A 23,609-nucleotide genomic window follows, 5' to 3' on the forward strand; every position below is an offset into this window, starting at 1 on the left:
CCCTTTGCTGTGATTTAAGTTCCGTTTCAAGCAACAGGGCGGCATAGCCGGAGATTCCGTTCAGGGGTGTCCGGATTTCATGGCTCATATTGGCCAGAAATTCACTTTTACTCCTGGAGGCTTCAAGTGCTTCTTTTCGGGCCAGATCCAACTCAACGTTCTGGATTTCTATGGTTTCCAGAGTTTCGTGTAACTCATTGGTGGATATGTCAGCGCTTCTTTCCAACGCCTCCCGGGAGTGAGTCAGCCGTTCCAGCAGTCTGTTGACCGCCAGCTCTAATGTGACATAGATACTCCCTGGAGAGGCTTTCAGTCGGCTATCCCGATCTTGTACGTCGATTTCATCCATTGCATCGGTGATGGATTGCATGGGAATGATCAGGGAGCGGGACAGTTTCATACAGAGAGACAAGACAACGCCAATGGCGAGAGCCAGCAGAATAATGGCCAGAAGTGTGGCTCTGTGTTTCTTTATAAGTGTTTCCGAATAAGTGTATTCAAGCTGGAGCCAACCGATGGTTTCAGTTGAATCACCACGGAGTTGAACCACAGGGGTAATAACTCTTAGTGTGTCACCTGTGGTGAACAGTGAGAGAGCCTCAGGTAATGGCTGGGGCATGCCTATAGAGAGTAGATTGGGGCCTGCATGGAGTAATTCCCTGCCATTTCGATCCAGCAGACTGACTGCCCTGACGTCGGTATCATCGAGCGTTTGTATGGCAAGGTCACGGGTGCTCTGCATCTCGCCGCTTTCTATTGAATAAACTACAAGCGTCGCCAGCCTGCGGGTCATATCCCTGGCCTTTTTGGTCAACTGTTGGTCTAGCCCGGTTAAATGTGCCCAAAGGTAAAGGCTGCACATCAGAGCCGATATGAGAGTGCCTGGCAGCAGTGTCAGAACCAGAATTCTGCGCTGAACAGTCTGGAAAGATGTTTTCATAAGTAATAATTGTACAGACTGGATTATTATCATTTATGCTGGGGGCATCATAAAAGTTATGTGTCAATTTTGGAAGTTTTGGTTGAGAGAGTATGGATTATCCCACAATCGAGTCCCTGGTGGGCAACACTCCCCTGATTCGGCTGCAGAGATTGTGTGCCGGGCGAGGAAACACGATTCTGTTGAAGATGGAAGGGAATAATCCTGCCGGATCGGTCAAAGATCGTCCGGCACTATCCATGATATCTGAGGCTGAAGCCAGAGGCGTCATCAAGCCCGGAGAGAATCTGATCGAAGCAACCAGTGGTAACACCGGCATAGCCTTGGCTATGGCTGCTGCCATCAAGGGCTATCGAATGATTTTAATCATGCCTGACAACATGAGCGCAGAGCGCAAGGCGGCGATGGCTGCTTATGGTGCAGAGCTCAAACTGGTGAGCAAGGAAGAGGGTATGGAAGGAGCCCGGGATCTGGCGCTGGAGATGGAAAAGGAAGGTCTGGGAAAGGTGCTTAACCAGTTTGCTAATCCGGATAATCCACTGGCGCATTACCAGGGCACCGGTCCTGAAATCTGGCAGCAGACCGGCGGTGAAATTACCCACTTTGTGAGTTCCATGGGGACTACCGGTACCATCATGGGCACTTCCCGATTCCTGAAAGAACAGAACCCGGGCATCCAGATTGTGGGTCTGCAACCCGCTGACGGAGCCAGTATTCCGGGCATTCGTCGCTGGAGACCAGAATACTTGCCGGAAATATTCGATGACAGTCGTGTAGACAGGGTGATGGATATCCGTCAGACCGAAGCTGAAGAAACCATGAAAACCCTGGCCAAAAAAGAAGGTATTTTCTGCGGTGTATCTTCCGGTGGTGCTGTCGCCGGAGCACTAAGGCTGGCTGAAGAAGTGGAAAATGCCACCATTGTCTGCATTATTTGTGACCGGGGAGATCGTTATCTTTCTACCAATGTCTTTAACCCGTGACAACAATCAGTTTGCTGCTTGTGTCGTCCGACAGGCTGCCGGGGCCTGAATTCAAAAAAGATTTACACAGTCATTGCTTAACAGCACTGAAATTTTATACGGCTGTAGGTACAATTCTCAGCGTTAATCATTTTTTGCGCAGTTATGCCATGAAAATGCAGTGTTATTAACTCCAGCACTGTTTCTTGTTGTCAGGGGCAATAGGCTTTTGATGGCTGGCAGCGTGCGTATTTCTGAATCTGAAGGATACAGTTTCATGCGATCTCAAAAGGCTTCTCCGGGCGCCAGACGCCGGGTCGTTGGAGAAGTTCTTATACACGGCCTTTCCCATGATGGTCGTGGTCTTGCCCGTTTAAAAGGTAAAACCCTCTTTGTCGAAGGGGGGCTTCCCGGCGAGCAGGTTGCAGTCCTGTTGACAGAAGATCGACGTCGTTTCAGCAGTGGTCGGGTTGCTGATATAGAGTCTGCTTCAGACGAACGCGTCTCTCCTCCCTGTCGACATTTTAAAGCCTGTGGTGGCTGTAGCCTGCAATATTGGTCCCGTGAGGGACAGCTTCAGGGCAAACAAAATATTGTATTGGATCAGTTGCAACGGTTTTCATCGCTGACCCCCCTGGAAGTTGCTGACCCCTTAATTTCCCAACCTTATGGCTATCGTTATCGTGCCCGATTGTCGGTTTTGTGGAAGAAAGGCCGTTTATCACTGGGATTCAGAGAGAAACAGAGTAATCAGATTGTTGATATTCGGGAGTGTCCGGTTCTGGCTGGACCGTTGCAACCTCTGCCCAAACTGCTGCGAGAATGGCTACAAGAGTTGAATCAACGAGAAGCGATCAGTCATGCTGAGCTGTTTCTGGCTGATTCTGGTCGTGCCATTATGCTGAGACACATCAGGGCTTTACCGCCTGCTGATTTGAACAGGCTGGAAGCATTTGCCCGGGAGCAGCAGCTGTATCTTTACCTGATGGGGGATGATAAGCAAATTCGCTGCCTCTTCTCTCCGGTGGGTGATCCCTGGCTGTATTACCGGATACCAGAGCTGGACCTTAAGTTTCAGTTCAGGCCGACAGACTTCACTCAGGTCAACTGGCCCATTAATTGTCAAATGGTGACACAGGCTCTGGATTGGTTGGAATTAACGCCGCAAGATCGGGTGCTGGATTTGTTTTGCGGTCTTGGCAACTTTTCTCTGGCAATCGCCAGAAAGGCGGCTTCTGTCATTGGTGTCGAAGGCAATGCCGGGGCTGTTGAGAGAGCTGCATTCAATGCCGATCTGAATGGTCTGAAAAACAGTCGTTTTTATCAGGCAGACCTCGCAGCGCTGGTCAGGGGAAATAAGTCGGGGGAAGACTGGATGTATCAACGTTATGATGCAATGTTACTGGACCCTCCCAGAACCGGTGCCATTGAAATTATTGAACAGATGAAAGGTTACTTACCTGAGCGGTTGCTTTATATCTCCTGCAACCCTGCAACCCTGGCCAGAGATGCGGGAGTCCTTGCAAAACAGGGATTCAAGCTGGTCAGGTTAGGCGTGATGGACATGTTCCCGCAAACCGGGCATGTCGAGTCCATGGCACTTTTTAAAAAGTTTTGATTCAGGAGTGCCCTTCATTCAGGCAGTGCCCCAAAAGTAATAAATGGAAAACTTGCATGGTAAAGGTTAGAGAAGATCATCCTGTTCGCTTTGATGGCTCCATTGATTTGGATGCCTGGCTGGTGCGTATGCAGGACAGCTTTGGTGTGACCGGTACGGATCGCCTCAAAGCTGCCTGTGAACTCAGTCGTTGGGCCGAAAGTGAGGCTCGTGAGCAGGCGGACACTGTCTGGCCTGCAGGCCTGGGCTGCTTTCGAACCGGTCTTGAGATGGTTGAAATCCTCGCAGAGCTGAGACTGGATACCGAAACGCTGGTGGCTGCTGCGCTCTATCGAGCTGTCCGTGAGCACAGACTGTCCATGAAACAGGTAGAAGAGGACTTCGGCAAGACTGTAGTTCGTCTGATTAAAGATGTTCAGGGTATGGCGGCGATCAGTGAGCTACTTAACCCGGCCAGAACTCAGGTGCTGGATCAGAGTCAGGACCAGCTGGAAAAAGTCCGCAAGATGCTGGTATCCATTATTGATGATGTGCGCGTTGCACTGCTCAAGCTGGCAGAGCGCACCTGTGCCATCAGGGCTTTGAGAGATGCCGATAAAGACAAGCGCCGTCGGGTGGCCCGGGAAGTTTTTGAAATCTATGCACCATTGGCTCACCGTTTAGGTATCGGTTATATCAAGTGGGAGCTGGAAGACCTTTCCTTCCGCTATCTGAATCCGCAGGATTACAAGCGTATTGCCCGACTGTTGGATGAGAAGAGAACCGATCGCCAGCAATATATTGATCATGTTGTCGATCAACTTAAGCAAGCGTTGGGTGAAGCCCGGATTGAAGCCAATGTCTATGGCCGCGCCAAGCACATTTACAGCATCTGGCGGAAAATGAAACGCAAGGGGCTGGATTTCCGCGATCTATATGATATCCGTGCTTTTCGGGTGATTACCAAAGAAGTCAGGGATTGTTATGCGGCTCTCGGTGTTGTGCACTCTCTCTTTAACCACATCCCCCAGGAGTTTGATGATTACATCGCAACGCCCAAGGAAAATGGTTATCGCTCCCTGCACACAGCCGTATTTGGGCCAGAAGGCAAAACCCTTGAAGTTCAGATTCGAACCGAAGCCATGCATGAAGAAGCCGAGCTGGGCGTTTGTGCTCACTGGAAGTACAAGGGCACGGACGTTAATGCCAAGAGTGACAGTTATGAAGAAAAGCTCAGCTGGCTGCGGAATGTCATGGAGTGGCATGAAGAACTGGGTGATCTCGGTGGCATCGCTGAAGAGTGGCGTTCTGATGTAGAACCGGATCGTATTTATGTGTTCACAAAAGCAGGTCATGTCGTGGATCTGGCTATGGGAGCAACGCCCATCGATTTTGCCTTCAGAATTCACTCTGAAGTGGGTTTGAAATGCCGTGGCGCTAAAGTGGGAGGCCGCATTGTGCCTCTGAATCACAATCTTAAAACCGGTGATCAGGTAGAAATTCTGACCGCGCCCAGTGTTCAACCGAGTCGTGACTGGCTCAACCCGGATCTTGGTTATGTCAACACTAACCGGGCAAGGGCAAAAATTACCAACTGGCTGAAAAAGCAGGATCGCGACTCCAATATTATTGATGGCAGTCATCAGCTCAATGCCGAGCTCAAGCGCCTGGCTCTGACAGAGGTTGATTTCAACGATATCTTGCCTCAGACACCTTTCAAGGAAATGGATGATATGTTCGCTGCCATTGGGGCTGGCGATTATCGTGTCACTCAGGCCGTAGCCCTTGCACAAAGAGAACTGGAACCAGAAAAAGAAAAAGGGTTTGAGATCCGTACCCGGGCACCTCAGGAAAAAGTCTCTGACAGTACTATTACCATTGACGGGGTGGGCAATCTGTTGACCCAGATGGCGGGCTGCTGTCAACCGGTGCCGGGTGATCCCATCATTGGCTACATCACGGTTGGCCGCGGAGTAACGATTCACCGACAGGACTGCAACAATGCCTTGAATCTGCAGGAGCAGGAACCGGAAAGGCTGATAGAGGTGAACTGGGGTTATTCTCCGGAATACATGTACCCGGTGGAAATTATCATCACTGCCTATGATCGTTCCGGGCTGCTGCGTGATATTACCATTGTTCTGGCTAATGAACGGGTCAATGTGCTTTCTGTACAGACTCGAACCAGCAAAGAAGACAACACTGCCAATATGTTGTTGACGGTTGAAGTTCAGAGTTTGCAGCAACTCAGTAAAGTGCTGGCCAAAGTGAATCAACTGCCCAATGTGATTGAAGTAGCCCGCCATCGCGAGCGCGAGGAAGTGAAATGACTCAGAGTAGCCTTGAGGACTTGCTGTATCTCATCAGTCGGCTTCGGGATCCTGAAACCGGTTGTCCCTGGGATCTTGAGCAGGATTTTACGACGGTAGCCCCCTATACGCTTGAAGAGACCTTTGAAGTTCTTGATGCTATTGCCAGTGAAGATTTTGAAAATCTTCGTGAAGAGCTGGGTGATCTGCTGTTTCAAGTGGTATTTCTTGCAAGAATGGCAGACGAGGCCGGGCTCTTTGATTTTAATCAGGTCGTTGCCGGTCTGGTGGAGAAAATGGTGCGACGTCATCCCCATGTTTTCCCTGATGGAACTCTGGCGTCCAGAAAGTCACCGGACGATGACACTACTACGGATCAAGTCATTGAAAACTGGCAGACGATCAAGCAGAAAGAGAGACTGACAAAGGGCGAGAAGACTTCAGAGTCTGCTATGCCGTCAAAATTACCGGCTGCTTTGCCATCGCTAACAAGAGCATTCAAACTGCAAAAAGCGGCCGCAAAAGTCGGTTTTGACTGGTCAGATGCCGAACCCGTGTTTGACAAGATTCAGGAAGAAATAGAAGAAATACGTGAAGTTGTGCGAGAACGGCAGGGCAATGACCGGATCGCAGAAGAGATAGGTGATCTGATGTTTGCTTGTGTCAATCTGGCACGTCATTTGTCAGTGGATGCGGATATGTCAGTGCGCAAAGCCTGCGACAAGTTTGAGAATCGGTTTCGAAGCATGGAGTTCAGGGCTGCTGAAGAAGGCCGTGAGTTTCAAGAGTTAACACTGGATGAAATGGAAGCCTACTGGCAGCTGGGGAAAGTCCTTTAGTGGAGCTCACTGGTTGGAAAAACGTTGGCATTTTTGCGCCATAACGGCATGAAACGCGCGAAAATCGAAAAAATAGCAAGGCGAGAACCTTGACTCTTTGCAAAAATGCAGGCTTATAGATCTTATTAGAAAAAAAACGAACATATGTGAACATTGATTGATTTAAATCAATGGTTTTGCGTTGATGAGCTTTGTTGTTATTTGAAATAATTCGCCCGCTGTCGAGGCTGCTAAACAGTAATGAGTTTCATTAAGGCCTCGCTCTTTTTTCTTGGATACATACCCACGTGGCGGAGCTCATTTTTATGCGTAAATCTCTGTTTGGCGAATGCCTGTCTGAGTTTATTGGCGTTGGCCTTCTGATTTTCTTCGGCGTCGGTTGTGTGGCTGCACTGGTTCTGGCGGGTGCTGATTTTGGTCAGCTTGAAATTTCTATCGTCTGGGGTCTGGGCGTCTCTATGGCCATTTACGTAACCGGTGGTGTTTCCGGTGCTCATCTAAACCCGGCAGTGACTTTGGCATTGACTGTGTTTAAAGGTTTCGAAAAGCATAAGGTTTTGCCTTACATCGTCGCCCAGATTTTAGGTGCTTTCTGTTCCGCCGCATTGGTTTATTTTCTTTATAGCAATCTTTTTGCCGATTATGAGCTGGCCCAGGGTGTTGTTCGTGGTTCTGAAGAGAGTCTGGCTACTGCAGGTATCTTTTCTACATACGCGCACGGTTCCCTCAGTAATATGCAGGCTTTTGCTGTGGAGTTTGTGATTACTGCTGTGCTGATGGGCGTTATTCTGGCTATCGGTGACAACAACAACGGTGATTCCAATGGGGCGCTGTCCGCGCTGTTGATCGGTTTGCTGATTGCAACCATTGGTTCTGCTTTTGGCCCTCTGACTGGCTTTGCCATGAACCCGGCCCGCGATTTTGGTCCCAAGCTGTTTACCTATATGGCTGGATGGGGTGAAGTAGCCCTGACCGGTGCCCGATCCAATCCTTATTTCTGGGTACCAATATTGGCTCCCATCTGCGGCGCAATGGCTGGCGCATGGATTTACATCAATCTGTTAGGTAAACAATTAGAGCCCGAAACAACATTGGGTCAGGTAGAGATAAAGACGACATAATACAGTAAACCTCGTTCATTGACGTAACGCTCTGTGATGTTCTCTTCAAAATTCAGGCTACCTTAAACATGAAAAAATATCGTTTCGAGTTTAAGAAATGGTCGGAAGAAAACGATTGTGTGTGGTTTTTTTCTTTATTTATGACGACATTTGCAAATGCATCATTAATAACTACGATAAATTCTGTTTTGGATTTAATCGATCAAATCCTTAAATATGAGGAAAAATCGTTCGGAGTTTAAGATATGGTGGGAAAGAAATGGTTGTGCGTGGCTTTTTTTTCTTTGTTTATGGCATCATTTGCAAATGCGTCATTAACCACTACGGTAAACGCTGTTATGGATTTAGTCGATCAAATACTGACAGAAAAGTTAAAAGCAGGTGATTTGAATTCAGATATATCAGAAAATCATGAATTTAATCTTGATATTGCGCATCTTAGAAGTTTGTATGCATCATTGCTCACCAGAGAGCAGCCTTTTTCCGACAGGGGCTCTTTTGAGGTTTACAAAAAAAGAGTTTTACCTCGTCCTTTCAGGTTATTAGGTTATAGTTCTGAGTTCTCGCAAGCAGGACTGGATGAACTTCAAGCTCGCTATGTGCCTGCTGTCACTCCTGGTGCTTTTTTTGATTCTGAAGGAAAATATCGATTTTTTGCAGATGCACGACACCATGCAATGCTAGATAGCTTGCCAGACAGTGATGTTAACAGGAGAGTAAAGCGCATACTATCCAGTTTTGTTGACATATCCAAGGAATCTATATTTGTTTCCACTTGCTCAAGATTTGGACTGCTTGATAGGCTTCAGGAAATTGTGGAGCAGGTTAAAGCTGTTTTAGAAAGTTAGTTTCAAACAACGAAAACATAACAAAGCCCGCCAGCCGGTGTGCCTTCGCCATGTGGCTGAAGGCGGCGTTATACGGAAAGTGCAGTCTTTCTCACTGTTTTGGGTAACAGGCTGAATAAGGCGCACTCCAGATATCAGCTCAGAGCTGAATGATAAAGAAGATTGATTATGACCATTGAGAAGAAATACGTTGTTTCATTAGATCAGGGTACTACAAGCTCTCGAGCCATTATCTTTAATCACGATGGTGGCATTGAGGGTACTTCACAGCGTGAATTTACTCAGTACTACCCACACGCGGGTTGGGTCGAGCACGATCCCATGGAAATCTGGGCGACTCAAAGCTCCGTGCTCACTGAAGTTCTGGCCAAGACAGGTATCCGTTCTGACGAAATCGCTGCCCTGGGCATCACCAATCAGCGTGAAACCACTGTCGTTTGGGATAAAAATACTGGCCGTCCGGTCTATAACGCGATTGTATGGCAGTGCCGGCGTACAACCGAAATCTGCGAGCAACTGAAGAAAGAAGGTCTGGAAAGCTATATCAGGGAAACTACCGGTCTGGTTTTGGATGCTTATTTTTCGGCAACGAAAATTAAGTGGATTCTGGACAATGTAGAAGGTGCTCGTGAAAAAGCTGAAAACGGCGACCTGCTGTTCGGTACCATCGATACCTGGCTGACCTGGAAACTAACTGACGGGCGTGTCCATGTCACCGATTACTCGAACGCTTCTCGTACCATGCTTTACGATATCAACAGGCTGGAGTGGGACGAAAAACTGCTGAAGGCCATGGGCATTCCTGCCTCCATGTTACCGGAAGTAAAATCCAGTTCTGAAGTGTATGGCCAGACGAACATCGGTGGCAAAGGGGGTACCCGCATTCCTGTAGCCGGTATTGCAGGTGATCAGCAGGCTGCTCTGTTTGGACAAATGTGTCACGAAAAAGGTATGGCCAAGAATACCTATGGCACAGGCTGCTTCCTGCTCATGAATACAGGGAGTGAGCCGGTTAAATCTGAAAACGGTCTGCTGACGACCATTGCTTTCGGCATTGATGGCAAAGTGCAATACGCTCTGGAAGGCTCCGTATTTATGGGCGGTGCTTCCGTTCAGTGGCTTCGCGATGAACTGGGACTGATTCGTGACGCGGCTGACACAGAATACTTCGCCAGTAAAGTTAAAGACACTAACGGTGTTTATGTTGTACCTGCTTTTGTTGGGCTGGGCGCTCCCTACTGGGACCCCTACGCACGAGGAGCAATCTTTGGTTTGACTCGTGGCGCTAACCGTAATCACATTGTTCGTGCAACATTGGAAGCCATTGCTTATCAGTCCCGTGATCTGATCGATGCTATGGAGCAGGATTCAGGTATCGAGATGAAACAGCTGCGTGTCGATGGTGGTGCGGTCGCCAATAACTTTTTGATGCAGTTCCAGTCTGACATTCTTGGCACTGAAGTGGTTCGTCCGACGGTTGTTGAGTCCACGGCCGCAGGTTCGGCCTATCTGGCGGGGCTGGCTGTTGGTTTCTGGAACAGCACCGATGAGCTAAAAGATAAGGTTTCCGTAGATCGAGTCTACGCTCCGGCAATGACCGATGAAGATCGTGTGAAACTCTACGATGGCTGGAAGAAAGCGATCGTTCGCAGTCAGTCCTGGGAAAACCAGTAGTGATGTCAATTTCCTGATTCTCACGCAAGTGAGCCTGCTCTGGCAGGCTCACGAATGCAATGAGAATAAATATATTTTTCAGCGCCCTAAGTTCTGGCTGACCCGGGTTTCTGGTTCATTGGAGATGACTTTTTACGCAGGCCATCAAAGGTGAAAATGATCAGGGCAAACCAGATCAGGCCAAAAGTGATGAGTTGAGCCTGGGTCACTTCTTCTTTATAGACGAACAGTCCAACCAAAAAGGAAATGGATGGGCCAAGATACTGCAGGATGCCTATAGTAGTTAATGCCAGCTTTTTGGCCGCCATAATAAACAGAACCAGAGGGATGGTCGTGACCAGTCCGGCGAGAGACAGCAGGAGGCTGGTGTGAGTGTCCGAAAACCGGAAACTGTGGTCACCACTTTTGTAGATCCAGAAAAAGTATCCCAGCGTGGCTGGCAGCAGAATCAGGGTTTCAAAAGCCAGACCGGGGACAGCGTCTACCTGAGTCGTTTTCCTGACCAGTCCGTACATGCCAAAGCTCATGGCCAGAGCAAAGGCCACCCAGGGCACGATACCCAACATCAGTATTTGATAGATGACGGCGACCGTTGCCAGCAGAATAGCAACTTGCTTGAGCGGTGACAGTTTCTCATTCAGGAACAGGTAGCCCAGAAGAACATTAAACAGTGGGTTGATATAATAACCCAGGCTGGTTTCAAGAATCCTGTCATTGGTCACACCCCAGATAAAGATCAACCAGTTTGCACCGACCAGAATAGCAGACAGCGCCAGTGTTCCCGACAATTTGATACTCGAGAAAATCTTCTTTAGCTCTGAAGTTGTACCCATTATTTTCAGTAAGGCCAGCAACAAAATCGCTGACCAGAACACACGGTGTCCCAACACTTCAAGTGGGGGCACATTTTCCAGCGCTTTAAAATAGATGGGTACCAGTCCCCAGATGGTAAAGGCCATAACACCCAGTGCAAAGCCGGAAAAATCTCGTTGTTCGGACACTCTTTTTTCCTAATTGGTTACTTCTCAAGTACCTCTTCAGGTACCTATTACGCAGTTATGGTGAGCATGCAATTCTTACCGTTTTTAACGGTGAGCCCGATAAATTTTAAGAAGCATTGAGCGGGTTGTTCTGTTTTTCATAATGAGGCATTGTGCCTGAACATTCGTTGCTAGTTAACCCACTGCCGAATTAAGAAGTACGCATTGAGAAAACAGTGCCTGAGCCGATGACTTTACTTAAGAATGAGTAAAGGATGCAAAGGCTGCGATGCAATGGATTGTCGGGTTTATGATGCTTATGTTGAGTCTGTCCACTCAGGCCGAATTGCAGTTACCTGTTTATCGTGTAGCGATTGTTGATCGCTTTTTCCCTCCGGCCGAAGGCTTTGAAAATGATGAGGAGCGGGTTCTTCACGGCTGGCTTTATGGCATGATGGATTTAGACGACGATGAACGTCAGGAACCTTTTTATCATGGTGATGTTGTTCGGCTGATTGCCTCCCATCCCCAGATTACGTTTATTCAGTACCCGATTCTGGATGGGAAGAAACCCATGTCAGAGATTTTGGTCAACCTTCAAAATATTTTGGCCCGTTACGCAAAACAGCCCGTTGATGCAGTTCTTCTTTCCTGGGAGTCTTCCACGCTGATCAGCACATTTAAGGCACCGCTCGAGCTGGAGCGGGCGGGTGAGTACAAGGAAAAAGTCAGGGAAATGGGACAGACTGATGAAGTCTGGAAAACCACACACCAGATTATCATGGCTCTGGAGGCTCTTACCGCCAAGGGTATACAGGTCTATACCATTGCCGGTAACGGCGGGACAGGAATGATCAATACATTTTCTCTGGCGGATGATGTGGTCACGGTGGGCTCCGTCGAACCGGAATTGAAACATTTCGTTGCTAACAATCCCTTTGTTGATACCCACGCCCAGGCTGCCTACGAAGTCATCCGGGTTGATAATTCTGAAGGTGAGCCCATTGGCTATGACCTGAATGGCGACCAGTGTGTTGATATTCCACTGGATCGCCTGACCGGTTACACCCGGAAAGTAACAGAATACCCTAAAAAATTCTGGCGATTGCTTACGGGGTCTTCATTTGCTGCTCCTGCTGCTCTCAAGGCAGCACTGTTTGCGAATCTGCCATTGAGAGCTTGTCACTACTAGTCCCTGAACCGTACAACAAACCACGCAGCCCAATTGAATACGTGTCAGGAATCAGTAATAAAACGACACATGTCTATTATTTAGTGGTCATTCTTTAGCTTTTTTTGCTGGAGTATTTTCACTGCCGGCTGACTTTTGGACAGCGGCGAGGATGCCTCTGAGCATATTCAGCTCCTTGGCTTCAGGTCTGGCTCGGTTGAACAGGCGACGAAGACGGGTCATTACCAGGCCCGGGTGCTGTTTGATGATAAAGTTAATCTTGTTCAGCGTCTCTTCCAGGTGTTCGTAGAAATATTCGAGCTCGCGGGCCAGAGGGTACTCTTCGGTTTCGTTGCCGGAAAAATCCGACTGGCTCTGGCGTAATTCTGCCTTGCGAATGTCGTAGCAGAGAATCTGAATGGCAGAAGCCACGTTCAGTACCGGGTATTCAGGGTTGGCATCAATGGAGACATGATAATGACATTTCTCAAGCTCCTGATTAGTGAGTCCCATGGTCTCCTGACCAAAAACCAGTGCCACTGGATTCCGGACCGCTTCAGTCACCAGTTTGTCTGCACAATCTTCAGCCGTCAGCATGGGACGGGTAAAGGTATGGTTGCGACTGCGGGCGCTGGTTCCTATCACCGCGGAGCAATCAGCAATTGCTTCATCCAGGGTCTGAAACACCCTGGCAGCCGACAACACATCCCGGGCCCCTGCTGCCATAGCCTCAGCACCCGGGTCAGGGAATCGCCGGGGAGAGACTAGACAAAGGTCTGAGAGTCCCATGGTTTTCATGGCTCTGGCTGCGGAGCCAATGTTTCCTGGATGAAAGGTATTGATCAGAATAATGCGAATGTTAGACAGCATCGTGACCTGAATTAGCACTGAGAAGAGGAATTTAAAGCCGGGCATTATACGTTGAGTTGTTTTGACTTACGACTGTTATTGCAATGACCCACTGGTCGGATACTTATTGGATGAAACCGGTGTGAATTATCGCCATTCTATCTGAAAGGGTACGGTAATTTACGGATGCCTGACTGTATAACCACCCTGGTTCAGATAGAATAGCTTTCTTTTCCCCTCAGGTTGTTTCCTCTGCTATGAGACGTATCACGGAGAAGCGGGCTTATAAATGGTTGATCGGCCAGCTCAGTCCTACACAGAACTGGTTGCTGGCATCCATCATACTGGGCTTGATCAATGGTCTTCTGTTCCTGGCGCAGGCTTCGTTGCTGGCGAAAATTATTCATCAGATCGTGATGGAAGACGCAGTCAGGGCGTCTTTGATCCATGACCTGATGCTGACTGTCATGATCATAGTGCTGCGAGCACTTTGCCATTGGGGCAGGGAGATCACTGGTTTCAGAGCCGGGTTGGTTGTCAGGGAAGTCATTCGTGGAGCCATTCTCAACAAGCTAAAAGCTCTGGGCCCTCTGGTGATTGCTGAGCAGCCTGCAGGCAGCTGGTCGACTATGGTGGTAGAGCAGGTGGAAGAGCTACAGGAGTTTGTTGCTCGCTACATTCCACAGATGGCTCTGGCGGTATTAATTCCTTTGGTCATTTTGATCGTGGCCTTTCCAATGAACTGGACTGCCGGTCTGATTTTCTTGGGGACAGCCCCTTTGATTCCAGTGTTTATGGCATTGGTAGGAATCAAGGCCGCTGAGGCGAATCGACGGAATTTTCGGGCCTTGAACCGACTGGGAGGCTTCTTTCTGGATCGTTTGCAGGGGATGGAAACGTTAAGGCTGTTCCAGCGCACCCGCCATGAGCACGAGTCTCTGAAAACGGCCAGTGAAGATTTTCGACATAAAACCATGCAGGTTCTGCGACTGGCCTTTTTATCTTCCACGGTGCTGGAGTTTTTTGCTTCTGTTTCCATTGCCATTCTCGCCGTTTACCTGGGAATGAGTTTTCTGGGCTATCTCAATTTTGGCAGTTATGGTGCCGGGGTTAGCCTCTATTCCGGTTTATTCCTGCTGTTGTTGGCACCTGAGTTTTATCAACCTCTGCGTGATCTGGGAACGCATTATCACGCTAAATCAAAAGCAGTAGGTGCAGCAGAACTTATCCTTGAGACGCTTGAACGCGAAGAGTCCAGAGTGCATCAGGGCAAGGCTTCGTTGGCCATGGAGACACCGGTTTCACTCAATGCAGAGCGTCTGACGGTTCAGGGCAGTGTCGAAGGCAGAGCCTTACTCAAGGAAGTCTCTTTTGACATTGCGGCCGGCGAACGGGTGGCCATCATTGGTCCCAGCGGGGCAGGTAAGTCGACGCTGGTTAACACCCTGATGGGATTCTGGAACTATCAGGGCAAAATCAGGGTCGCCGGAGAAGACCTCTCCAGCTTTTCAATGGATAACTGGCGTAAAAGAATCGCCTGGTTGGGGCAGCAACCCATGATTATCCATGGCACGGTCTATGAAAATGTTTCATTGGGTCGTGATTTGGATGAGTCTCAGGTCAATCGGGCTCTGGCAAAGGCTCAGGCTATGGAGATTGTTGAGCAGTTACCAGAGGGGCTGAACGGTTTGCTGCAAGAACAGGGGGGTAACCTTTCTGTAGGGCAGGCACAGCGAATAGCGTTGGCAAGAGCCATCGCTGAGCCGGTGAAACTGTTAATTCTGGATGAGCCAACAGCCAGTCTGGACGCCTACAATGAGCGCCTCGTTCTGGATGCTCTGGAAGCCATTGATCCGGAATGTACGGTGATCACTGTCACTCATCGGCTCAAGCAAATTGATTCGATGGACAGAGTGTTGATGCTTGAAAACGGGCAGTTGGTCGCCGATGGTGAACCAGGTGTTCTCAAACGGGAGTCTGCGGTGGTGCAAGCCTTTGTGGCTGGTTTAGCAGGGAGTCTTGATAATGAGTGATTTGCTGCCTTATTTAAAGCTTTATCGCAGGCACTGGGGTGCTCTGTCTGTGGGTATGTTACTGGCTCTGGCGACCTTGCTGTTCAGTCTTGGGCTGTTGGCTTTGTCTGGCTGGTTTATCACGGCAACGGCTCTGGCGGGTCTGACGGTTGTGACCGCTCAGACGTTTGACTTCTTCTCTCCCGGTGCGGGGGTTCGAGGTTTTTCGATCGGTCGTACTGCTGCCCGATACTTTGAACGATTGGTGAGTCACGATGCTACCTTCAAGCTGTTGGCCTGGCTGAGAAGCTGGTTCTTCGAGAAACTGCTTCCACTTTCTATGACTCAGTTGAAGCGCTATCGAAAAGCTGAGTTGCTGAACCGTCTTGTGGCGGACGTTGATGCTCTGGATCAGCTTTATCTGAGACTGTTCAGTCCGGTCACTGCTGCGGTGCTGGTTGTTATTCTGCTTTCCCTTGGACTGAGTTTCTTCAGTCCTGTACTGGGCCGGGGGGCGATACTGCTGATGGGCGTCTGGCTGATCGTGCTACCCCTGATGTTCTACCGCCTCGGTTACAAGAGTGGTCGGCAACAGGGCAAGCTGATGGGGGAGCTGAGACAAAAAGTCCTGGACTATCTACAGGGCATGGCTGAATCCAGAATTTATGGTTCAGAAGTCAGGATGAGAGAACGTACCGACGCTACTGAGCAACATCTGCACCATACCCAAAAAAAAATGTCGAGACTGGAAGGGCTGGGTGGTGCGTTGATGTTGGCCGGGGCTGGCATTTCAGCGGTCATCATGCTGTATCTTGCCGCAGGAGAATATCAGCAGGGTGTTATTTCCGGGCCCGTTATGGTTATGTCGGTTTTTGCGGTGTTGGCAGCTTTTGAAGCATTGATGCCTTTGCCGGGTGCTTTCCAGTTTCTTGGCAACACCCAACTGGCCGCTTCGAGGCTGACCGAAATCCTTGAAGAAGAAGCCATTGAATTTGGAGATAAAACCCTACCGGATGCCTTCAAAGGCCAGATTGCTTTTCTGGATGTCTATTTCCAATATCCAGCCGCAGCGGTCAGTAAGACAGAGGGTCCGATGATTCTGGATGGCATCAGTCTTGATATTCCAGCAGGTCAGCATCTGGCATTACTGGGTAAAACGGGTTGTGGCAAGTCAACACTGATCCGAATCCTCACCCGACAGCTCACGGGGTTTGAAGGCAGAATCGAGGTGGGTGGCATTGCCATTAATGACTATTCCGAGGCTTCACTCTATCAGTTGTTAACGGTGATTCCCCAGCAAACCCACGTGTTCAGTTCGACGCTCAGGCAAAATCTGAAAATGGCCCGACCCGAAGCGCAGGACAGTGAACTTTTGGAAACGGTCAAGGCGGTAGGTCTGGATCGTCTGGCAGCGGCTGAAGGTGACCATAACTTGCTCGATCTATGGCTGGGGCAGGGTGGGGTTGCTCTTTCCGGAGGAGAGCAGCGCAGGCTCGCGATAGCCCGGGCACTTTTGAAAAAGGGTGAAGTGTTGATTATGGATGAAGCCAGTGAGGGGCTTGACCCGATCAGTGAGGATCATTTGATGAATCAGATTCTGGACGCATACCGGGATAAAACCGTCATTATGATTACCCATAAAAAGGCCATGCTGGAGCGCATGGACCGCGTGATTCAAATGGATGGCGGGCGCGTTGTTTAGCCGGGAAATTCTATGGTCATGACGGTTTTTTTGGACGCCCTCTCTCGTCCAGTTCTGTATCGAAGTCGATCAGGTTGTCATCGTTGCCTTGTCGCTGGCTGAGAAATTGCGCGGTCTCTTGTTTTTGACGATCACTGATCACTTTTCTGAGTAAGCTGAGCTCGGACAGTCGATGACTGTCAGGGTTGGTCGCCAGTTCATCCCGGCAGGCTTTCAAGAGTTCGATTTGCTCGCGGGGGGAATAGTGGCCTATAAAACTGTCCATATACCGATCGGCCGATTCCCGGTCATGATTCTGATTGGGAAGAATTTCGTGATAACGCCCCTTTCTTTCAATCTCATCCGGGCTATCTGTCGGCAATACCGTCAGGCTTTCCCCTTGATCATTGGCTTCAGGGGGATTCATTAGCTTCACTGCAACACTCAGGCGCAGGGACATGCGAGCCGCATCATTGCGATTAAGGCCCAGGCTGGCAAATTCTTCCATCTGCCAGGGGATGAGTTCTGCCACCAGAAAGTGTTCAGGGAAAGGTTGATCGTTTTCAATGCACCAGAGGGCAAAACTGTACGGGTCTTTTTGCCAGAGTTCCCGGGCTAGTTGAGTGCGCTCGACAAGCTCCTGTTCCGGGACTTTAACAGGAATCAAACGCTGGTCAACCAGTCCTGCCCCGGCAACGCTCCGGGCCCAGCGGCATTCGTGAATTTCCCGCTCATTGATCTTTTTATCGCTGAGCCAGCCACGGCCCCTGAGCATGTCAGCCAGTTTAAGACCGAAGTCCTTTACCTTTCTGACCATGCGCCTCCCGAGCCAGCGAGGCTTGTCTTCAGGTTCGGGCGGCTGTCGGCTTGTCGGAATCGTTTCCCGGAGGAGGTCCTGTCGGAGTGTGTTCAGGCAGTTTTCAACGCTGGTGGCCATGGTTCAGTCCCTGTAGAGCCGTCCTTATTATGTTTTAGAAACAAACATTTTCAGTATAGAAGGCTGATTATGCCCGCCTTTTATGGCAGCTTATCATGCAGATAGCGATCGATTTTATCAGGCACTGTCAATAAAAGAGGGTTGAGTCGTAGCACTTCGGTGTGAACTTTAGGCAAAGCTTCATCTTCATACTCATGGGCGATAGCGTCAGGCAATACCCGGCGATATGGGGTCACAGTTTTTTTGAAAAGAAAAGGCTGTTGGGGTCTTCCTGATAATCTCCAAAAGGTGAACAGGGCTCAAAACCAAAGCGCTCATAAAGCTCACAGGCTGGTTTGAAGTGGTCCATGGAGCCTGTCTCCAGGTACACGGTTTTATACTGTCTTCGTTCCGCTTCACTGAGAATATTTTTCAAGAGAGCCGAAGCCACACCCCTTCTGAGAAAGCCGGATGAGGTCTTCATGGACTTAATTTCACCTTCATGGGGCGAGAGGGCTTTCAAGGCGCCACAACCGGCCAGACTGCGGTTTATCCAGACGGACCAGAAGGTAATATCTGGCGAGCGCAACGCCTCAATACCCAGAGCATGAACGCTTTCTGCCGGTGACTGAGTGTGCATATCATCCAGATGCTCCTGGAGAAGATAAGCAATTTCCTGGCCCTGCAGGTCGTCTAGTTTTATTTCCATAAATAATTCTTTTACTGCCGAATGGTTGTTGAAACTGGAAAGTGGATGCGGTGATCCGTCGCTTGCGGAGTGACAATCTTGATCCTGACCACTTCCGGCGACTTAACCTGAATGATTTCGATCCAGAACATAATATTTTACGGTATCCATATCTTCTTTTACTTTTTCAAGAATTTCCGAGGTGGATCGAAAACCGAGTCTCAAGAGTACCCGCTCGGACTTTACGTTCTTAGTGAGTGCTCTGGCGCGGATCTGGTTGAATGGCAGCTGCTCAAAGGCATGGCTGATGAGTGATTGTCCGGCTTCAGAGCAATACCCCTGCCCCCAGTAGGGCAGTCCCAGCCAATAGCCCAATTCAGCTTGTGTGTGGGTGGTGTTAGTCAACCCAATGGCTCCCAGCAGTGTGTCTGATGATTTCAGTGTGATGGCATAGACGAAAGCACTGTTTTTTTCTCTCAGGCTTTCATTATCCTTAATCCATTCTTCTGCCAGGCCATCAGGGTAGGGGTGGGGTATGTTTTCGGTCAGTCTGGCTACCTGCTCTTCTCCAGCGAGTATTTCTACCTGGCCAGCGTCTTGCGGAGTGAAAGCCCTGAGGATTAATCGGTCTGTGGTAATTATCTTTTCCATAATGTCAGACTCTTGTTGTTGCTTCTTGTCTGATATCCTGCCATGAATTTAAACATAAATCCTTTGTTTTAAAGCTTTTTTGAGGTGATGTTCAAGTCACTGACATGACTGAGCGTTGGTTCTTTCATCAAAAGCACTCAACAATATCGTCCATTGAAGAGTGCCTCAGAAAAACACAAATCTTGAGTATCTGGCCAGTTGGGTACGCACATTCTGGTGAGTGGGTTTTGTCATCCACCAAGGCACTCATCCCAGTTACAATGACTGAGCCTGGCCTTATTTACGTAGCCAGAACTGGAGCGCAGCAGGATGGAAAAAAACCACCGTCCAGATTTGTGAAACCAACTGGTTAGCTGCTCATAACAGGTGGGTGATGGATTGATAGATGGAATTTGTATAAATGTATTCTCTCTGATCATCTGACAAATTTTTGATACCGTTTCTGATTTGTCCAGCGAGTGATTTAACCGAGCTTGATGATCGATCAAATCCCTTCTCTGTTTTCAGGCTGGCAAGTTTTCTTATGGCATCAACTAATGCCTTAAAATCCGGTTCCGTCATAAACTTAGGGCCTTTACCACCTTGAAAGGGGTCCTGACCGCCACCGGCTCCACCACTGGCACCAGCGCCTTTGCCATTTTTGCTGCTTTTTCCACCGCGTCCATGGCTACCCCCTCTATGACCGTTGCCATTATTCTTACTTTTGGCGCCAGCGCTTCCATTGCTTCCGCCTGAGCTACCTTTATTTTTATGTGCTTGTCGGATCTTGTTGTCAGGGACTGTGAAGTCAGCTGCACCCAAATACAATCCGGTACAAGCTGGAAGACCCATATCTGAAAAGCCAACACCTGAGACGTCGCCAGAAATCATTTTGCCAAACAGTGCAAGACCCGAATGGAAGCAGCCACTGATGGTGGGTTTGAGTTGAGAGCGGTCAATAATGAAACCCTCTTCGATAATGACATCGCCCGGCAGTTCCAATAGAACCTCTTCTTCATACCCCGGAGATGCCATTAAGGTAGGATTCTTCGATGTTAAGCCATCAGAATAATCATCATCGCCGGCACGGGGAGAATAGATCGGATAATACTTGCCTTTGTGGGAGGTGGGTTCAATGTTTGATGGTGAAATAAATGAGACATCTATCTCCTTTTGTTTTTGATGTTCCTGCGTTATGGAAACGCCTGAGTCTGACACCGGAGAGGGTTTCAAAACAATGGGGAGTCTGACATCGACAAGAGAAACTTTTTTGTTATGTTCACTTAAGGGAAGAACAGTAATATTGCATTTATTATCAATCCATTCGCCATAGGCACCGCCAAGACTGGAGGGTGAGTTAGCCTGATTGAAACGCTCTCCATACTCTTCACACAAGGTGTCCACTGGTAACCCATAGGAGCTCATCGACATGGAAAACGAAACAGCCAGAAACAAAGAAGGGGTTAATGCGTTTGAGAAAGAAGGAAATGGTTTATTCAACGAAAACCTCACAGTTTTTATATTACAGTTTTGTCATTAGTTGTGAACTAATCAAAGTAGTTTAAAAACAGAGAGTTGTATGGATTTTTTTTGTTAAGGTATAGTTACCAGTCTTTATTTTGGTCATCGGTCTTTGACTGTCACTATTCAAGACAACGGAGCTTATTAACCGTTGACCATACCGGTTCTTACAAATGATCCTTGACTGAAGTCTCAAGATTTTCTTCTCCTGAGAATCAGATTTCATCTTGATTAGCTTAAGGACTACCAAGTCTGAGAAATATGAATGAGAGGAATTAGCTTAACCTGATGTTCAGTTTGAGTGCTCCAGTCCAAAGAGCACATAATTACTAGGGGTATCACTCTGATAACCTGAGACATCGGTTTCATTTTCTCTTGAGCTAGCACAATTACATGCGCCGTCACAATCACAGGTTTTTACTAATTCTGAATAATGTGGAGGGGGTTGGTGAGCTATAACATCGTAATTATTAACCACCATCGTCAGTGTGTAACCATGAGCGCTAACCGCAATCGCCAATACCTGAATATCTTCGTCGGATACTTGATTAAGGTGGTATTGTACTTTAATCCCATTAGTGAAAATGAATGATACAAAATGTGATGGTTGCAGGCTTTCACTATGACTTCTGTCATTTCGACCTTGCACAAGAATGACAGCCGGTAAAGCTTCATGGGATAACTCAGGTATTATCAATTTTAACCTCTGGTTGGTTGATCGGTTTAGCTGACCTATTATCCATTTTTGTGCTTGTGAAGTATTCAGGAAAAGCTCAACTATATGGGTGTCATCATCGAGAGCTTCTCTACTTAACAAAAAAAGTGTTTGAAGATTATTTGTTCTAGCTCTATGAGTCATAATGCGTCTATCGATAGTTCGATGTTCTGGAAAATTGCTTGGTGTTGCTGCCTGCAGTGCTCTCACCCTTTCTTGCTGATTTTCCAAGTCATGTGAATGTAGCTCGTATGCTACTGAACAAGGTTTACAGAAAATGCAACATAATAATTCTGAAAGACTGCATGTTGTTGTTGTCGTTTGACCTCTTAGTGTGTAACGAGTTCGGACGGTATGTTTAAGGTCATTAAGGCCGTTGCCAAATAAGCTATAAAAGAAATCTGGTACATTATTACTAGTATTAGTCTGGTTAAAATGTATTTGAGTTTTAGAAAATACGTCATAATGGTCGCAATCACGCCCGGTATCAACAGAGTCCAGTTGATCGGAGTCATCATAATTACGCATTCTTACACCATCACTATACTCGCTGGAAGTGGATGATGTGGCTGTACCAGTGAGTGTTAAATGGCCATGATTTTCCAGCTTCCAGTTAAACTGTAACTCTTTTGAGTTTGAATGAGATGATAGTAAGCAAAGCAGGAATAAAACAATAAAACTGACGTTTGTTTTCACTTTTAACTACCTGTTTATCATTAGCGTTAGTAAAATTTTAGATATTGGCAGTTAAGAATAGTTCAAATGACTTATGTGAAAAAACTTTCTGGAGTTCTAACGATAACTAACCGTACCTGAATGTTTAAAAAAAAGAGAAGTGTTTGGTTTTTTTGTTAAGGTATCGTTGCTTTTACCCGTCTTTATATAATTGTCGTCGGTCTAAGCCCATCACTATTCCCAACGACGGAGTTATCTATCAGCTTACAATGATAGCTCTTAGCAATGCTGTTGATTTATGTCTCATAAACTTCTCAACCCGTGGATAGGGTTTTCTCTTGATTAGCGGCAAGACGATTCTCCCTGAGAAATGTGAACGTAGCATAACCTGATGTTCATTACTGCTTCACATTAAACTCGTCATCCGCGTCTTGACATTCCGGGTATCTATGCATTTCATTCTCTTCTTCCTCTTGGGGCATTTCTTGTTCATTAAACAGGGTGTAGGTGGTTCGGAACGCATCCATATTGAAATTGCCATCCTCGTCTTCGGTTTCCCGGGAGTCTGGTAATAAGACGTGAATTTTCTTCTTAGTGGGCTTGTCTTCGCGTTTCAGCCGCGAGGAGCGGTGCAACTCCATATTGAAATCGCCATCCTTGTATTGTGATACCATCGAGCGTAATATTTCACGAGCATCCTTCATGGTGAGCGTGTTTTCCACTTCCGGCCAGTGACACGCTGCTTCCAGCTCTGCAAGAGTGGCTCCGGTATTATTATTTCTTAAGGTGGCACAATTACATGCTCCACCACAGTAACAGTTTCCTGTTCCCGGGAATTGTGCAAAATGTGGAGGAGGTTGGTTAGCTTTAGCGGAAGCATCATAATGATCGATGGTGAATGTCAGGGTATAAAATTTAGAGCTAACCGAAATCGCTAATACCTGAATGTCATTGTCGGGTGATTTCCTGAGGTGATATTGTACGACAGTTCCTTTTTGAAAATATAATGATAAAAAATGAGACGGTTGCAGGTTTACACTATCATCTTCAATGCTTTGCTGTTGCACAAGAATATTAGCGGGCCTGGCCGTATTGAATAACTCAGGAATTATCAGCTTAAACGTCCTGTAGGTCAGAGAGTTTAGTAGCTGATCTATTATCCATTGTCGTGTTTCTGGAGTATTCAGGAAAAGGTCGAATATATGGGTATCATGGTCTATTGCTTTTGTATTTGACGATAACAGCTTTTGATCATTATCGGTCACGGCTATATAAGATCGAGATACAGAGCGGCCAACGATACTTACATGTTCTGGCAAACTCTCTGGCGTTGCTGCTTCCAGCGTTTTCACCCTTTCTTCATTCTTTGGTAAGTTTTGAAAAAACATACTGCTAGTCGAAATAAAAGGCGTATTAAAAAAGCTTAACATTTGGATAATATTACGTGCTGTTGTTTTCGTTTTACCTCTTAATGTGTAACG

The 23,609-nt window shown here is 47.8% G+C and carries 20 protein-coding genes; 10 read left to right on the top strand and 10 right to left on the bottom strand.

Annotation, left to right across the window (positions count from 1 at the left end; genetic code table 11):
* Positions 1–940, bottom strand: a 940-nt coding sequence (locus KDK16_RS03295) for a histidine kinase dimerization/phospho-acceptor domain-containing protein (protein ID WP_306670706.1), incomplete at its 3' end; no start/stop codon positions are given.
* 92 nt (positions 941–1,032) lie between these two features.
* Between KDK16_RS03295 and cysM the strand changes: the two genes are divergently transcribed.
* From cysM to glpK, 7 genes are all read left to right on the top strand, one after another.
* Positions 1,033–1,923 carry a cysteine synthase CysM gene (cysM, locus tag KDK16_RS03300; RefSeq protein ID WP_257274668.1) on the top strand — a complete coding sequence of 297 codons (891 nt, stop codon included), beginning with the start codon at positions 1,033–1,035 and terminating at the stop codon, positions 1,921–1,923.
* Between the two features lie 256 nt (positions 1,924–2,179).
* Complete coding sequence (gene rlmD / locus KDK16_RS03305) at positions 2,180–3,520, top strand: 23S rRNA (uracil(1939)-C(5))-methyltransferase RlmD (RefSeq protein WP_257274670.1); 1,341 nt, start codon at positions 2,180–2,182, stop codon at positions 3,518–3,520.
* A gap of 56 nt (positions 3,521–3,576) precedes the next feature.
* A complete protein-coding gene (relA, locus tag KDK16_RS03310) occupies positions 3,577–5,829 on the top strand; it encodes a GTP diphosphokinase (protein ID WP_257274671.1) in 2,253 nt (750 codons plus the stop codon).
* Positions 5,826–6,647 (top strand): nucleoside triphosphate pyrophosphohydrolase, encoded by an 822-nt coding sequence (gene mazG / locus KDK16_RS03315; RefSeq protein WP_257274673.1) that lies wholly within the window; start codon positions 5,826–5,828, stop codon positions 6,645–6,647. Before relA ends, mazG begins: the two co-directional genes overlap by 4 nt.
* Positions 6,648–6,952: 305 nt before the next feature.
* Entirely contained in the window at positions 6,953–7,768 is an 816-nt protein-coding gene (locus KDK16_RS03320) for an MIP/aquaporin family protein (protein ID WP_257254546.1), read from the top strand.
* A gap of 245 nt (positions 7,769–8,013) precedes the next feature.
* Positions 8,014–8,616, top strand: a complete 603-nt coding sequence (locus tag KDK16_RS03325; RefSeq protein ID WP_257274675.1) for a hypothetical protein — start codon at positions 8,014–8,016, stop codon at positions 8,614–8,616.
* 168 nt (positions 8,617–8,784) lie between these two features.
* The gene (gene glpK / locus KDK16_RS03330) at positions 8,785–10,290 is read left to right on the top strand and encodes a glycerol kinase GlpK (RefSeq protein WP_257274677.1); all 1,506 of its coding nucleotides are present in this window, start codon (positions 8,785–8,787) and stop codon (positions 10,288–10,290) included.
* An 86-nt stretch (positions 10,291–10,376) separates the two neighbouring features.
* Here the strand turns inward: glpK and rarD are convergent, their stop codons facing one another.
* Entirely contained in the window at positions 10,377–11,291 is a 915-nt protein-coding gene (rarD, locus tag KDK16_RS03335; RefSeq protein WP_257274678.1) for an EamA family transporter RarD, read from the bottom strand.
* A gap of 268 nt (positions 11,292–11,559) precedes the next feature.
* On the opposite strand from rarD, the gene KDK16_RS03340 reads away from it, so the two are divergent.
* Entirely contained in the window at positions 11,560–12,462 is a 903-nt protein-coding gene (locus tag KDK16_RS03340) for a hypothetical protein (protein WP_257274680.1), read from the top strand.
* Positions 12,463–12,549: 87 nt separating this feature from the next.
* Here KDK16_RS03340 and trmJ read toward each other — a convergent pair whose 3' ends face one another.
* The gene (trmJ, locus tag KDK16_RS03345; protein WP_257274681.1) at positions 12,550–13,311 is read right to left on the bottom strand and encodes a tRNA (cytosine(32)/uridine(32)-2'-O)-methyltransferase TrmJ; all 762 of its coding nucleotides are present in this window, start codon (positions 13,309–13,311) and stop codon (positions 12,550–12,552) included.
* A gap of 236 nt (positions 13,312–13,547) precedes the next feature.
* Between trmJ and cydD the strand changes: the two genes are divergently transcribed.
* Both cydD and cydC read left to right on the top strand, forming a co-directional pair.
* Positions 13,548–15,323 (top strand): cysteine/glutathione ABC transporter permease/ATP-binding protein CydD, encoded by a 1,776-nt coding sequence (gene cydD, locus KDK16_RS03350; protein ID WP_257274682.1) that lies wholly within the window; start codon positions 13,548–13,550, stop codon positions 15,321–15,323.
* Complete coding sequence (cydC, locus tag KDK16_RS03355; protein ID WP_257274683.1) at positions 15,316–17,004, top strand: cysteine/glutathione ABC transporter ATP-binding protein/permease CydC; 1,689 nt, start codon at positions 15,316–15,318, stop codon at positions 17,002–17,004. Before cydD ends, cydC begins: the two co-directional genes overlap by 8 nt.
* 16 nt (positions 17,005–17,020) lie before the next feature.
* Here cydC and KDK16_RS03360 read toward each other — a convergent pair whose 3' ends face one another.
* The 7 genes from KDK16_RS03360 to KDK16_RS03390 form a co-directional block, all read right to left on the bottom strand.
* The gene (locus KDK16_RS03360; protein ID WP_257274684.1) at positions 17,021–17,920 is read right to left on the bottom strand and encodes a hypothetical protein; all 900 of its coding nucleotides are present in this window, start codon (positions 17,918–17,920) and stop codon (positions 17,021–17,023) included.
* A gap of 80 nt (positions 17,921–18,000) precedes the next feature.
* The gene (locus KDK16_RS03365) at positions 18,001–18,156 is read right to left on the bottom strand and encodes a hypothetical protein (RefSeq protein WP_257274685.1); all 156 of its coding nucleotides are present in this window, start codon (positions 18,154–18,156) and stop codon (positions 18,001–18,003) included.
* The gene (locus tag KDK16_RS03370; RefSeq protein WP_257274686.1) at positions 18,153–18,608 is read right to left on the bottom strand and encodes a GNAT family N-acetyltransferase; all 456 of its coding nucleotides are present in this window, start codon (positions 18,606–18,608) and stop codon (positions 18,153–18,155) included. The genes KDK16_RS03365 and KDK16_RS03370 overlap by 4 nt, the downstream gene beginning before the upstream one ends.
* Positions 18,609–18,710: 102 nt before the next feature.
* Positions 18,711–19,238, bottom strand: a complete 528-nt coding sequence (locus tag KDK16_RS03375) for a GNAT family N-acetyltransferase (protein ID WP_257274687.1) — start codon at positions 19,236–19,238, stop codon at positions 18,711–18,713.
* A gap of 357 nt (positions 19,239–19,595) precedes the next feature.
* A complete protein-coding gene (locus KDK16_RS03380; protein ID WP_257274688.1) occupies positions 19,596–20,717 on the bottom strand; it encodes a hypothetical protein in 1,122 nt (373 codons plus the stop codon).
* 313 nt (positions 20,718–21,030) lie between these two features.
* Positions 21,031–22,149 carry a hypothetical protein gene (locus KDK16_RS03385; RefSeq protein ID WP_257274689.1) on the bottom strand — a complete coding sequence of 373 codons (1,119 nt, stop codon included), beginning with the start codon at positions 22,147–22,149 and terminating at the stop codon, positions 21,031–21,033.
* Between the two features lie 377 nt (positions 22,150–22,526).
* A partial coding sequence (locus KDK16_RS03390; protein ID WP_257274690.1) for a hypothetical protein occupies positions 22,527–23,609 on the bottom strand: 1,083 nt, incomplete at its 5' end.

The organism is Endozoicomonas sp. SESOKO4 (assembly GCF_024606275.1).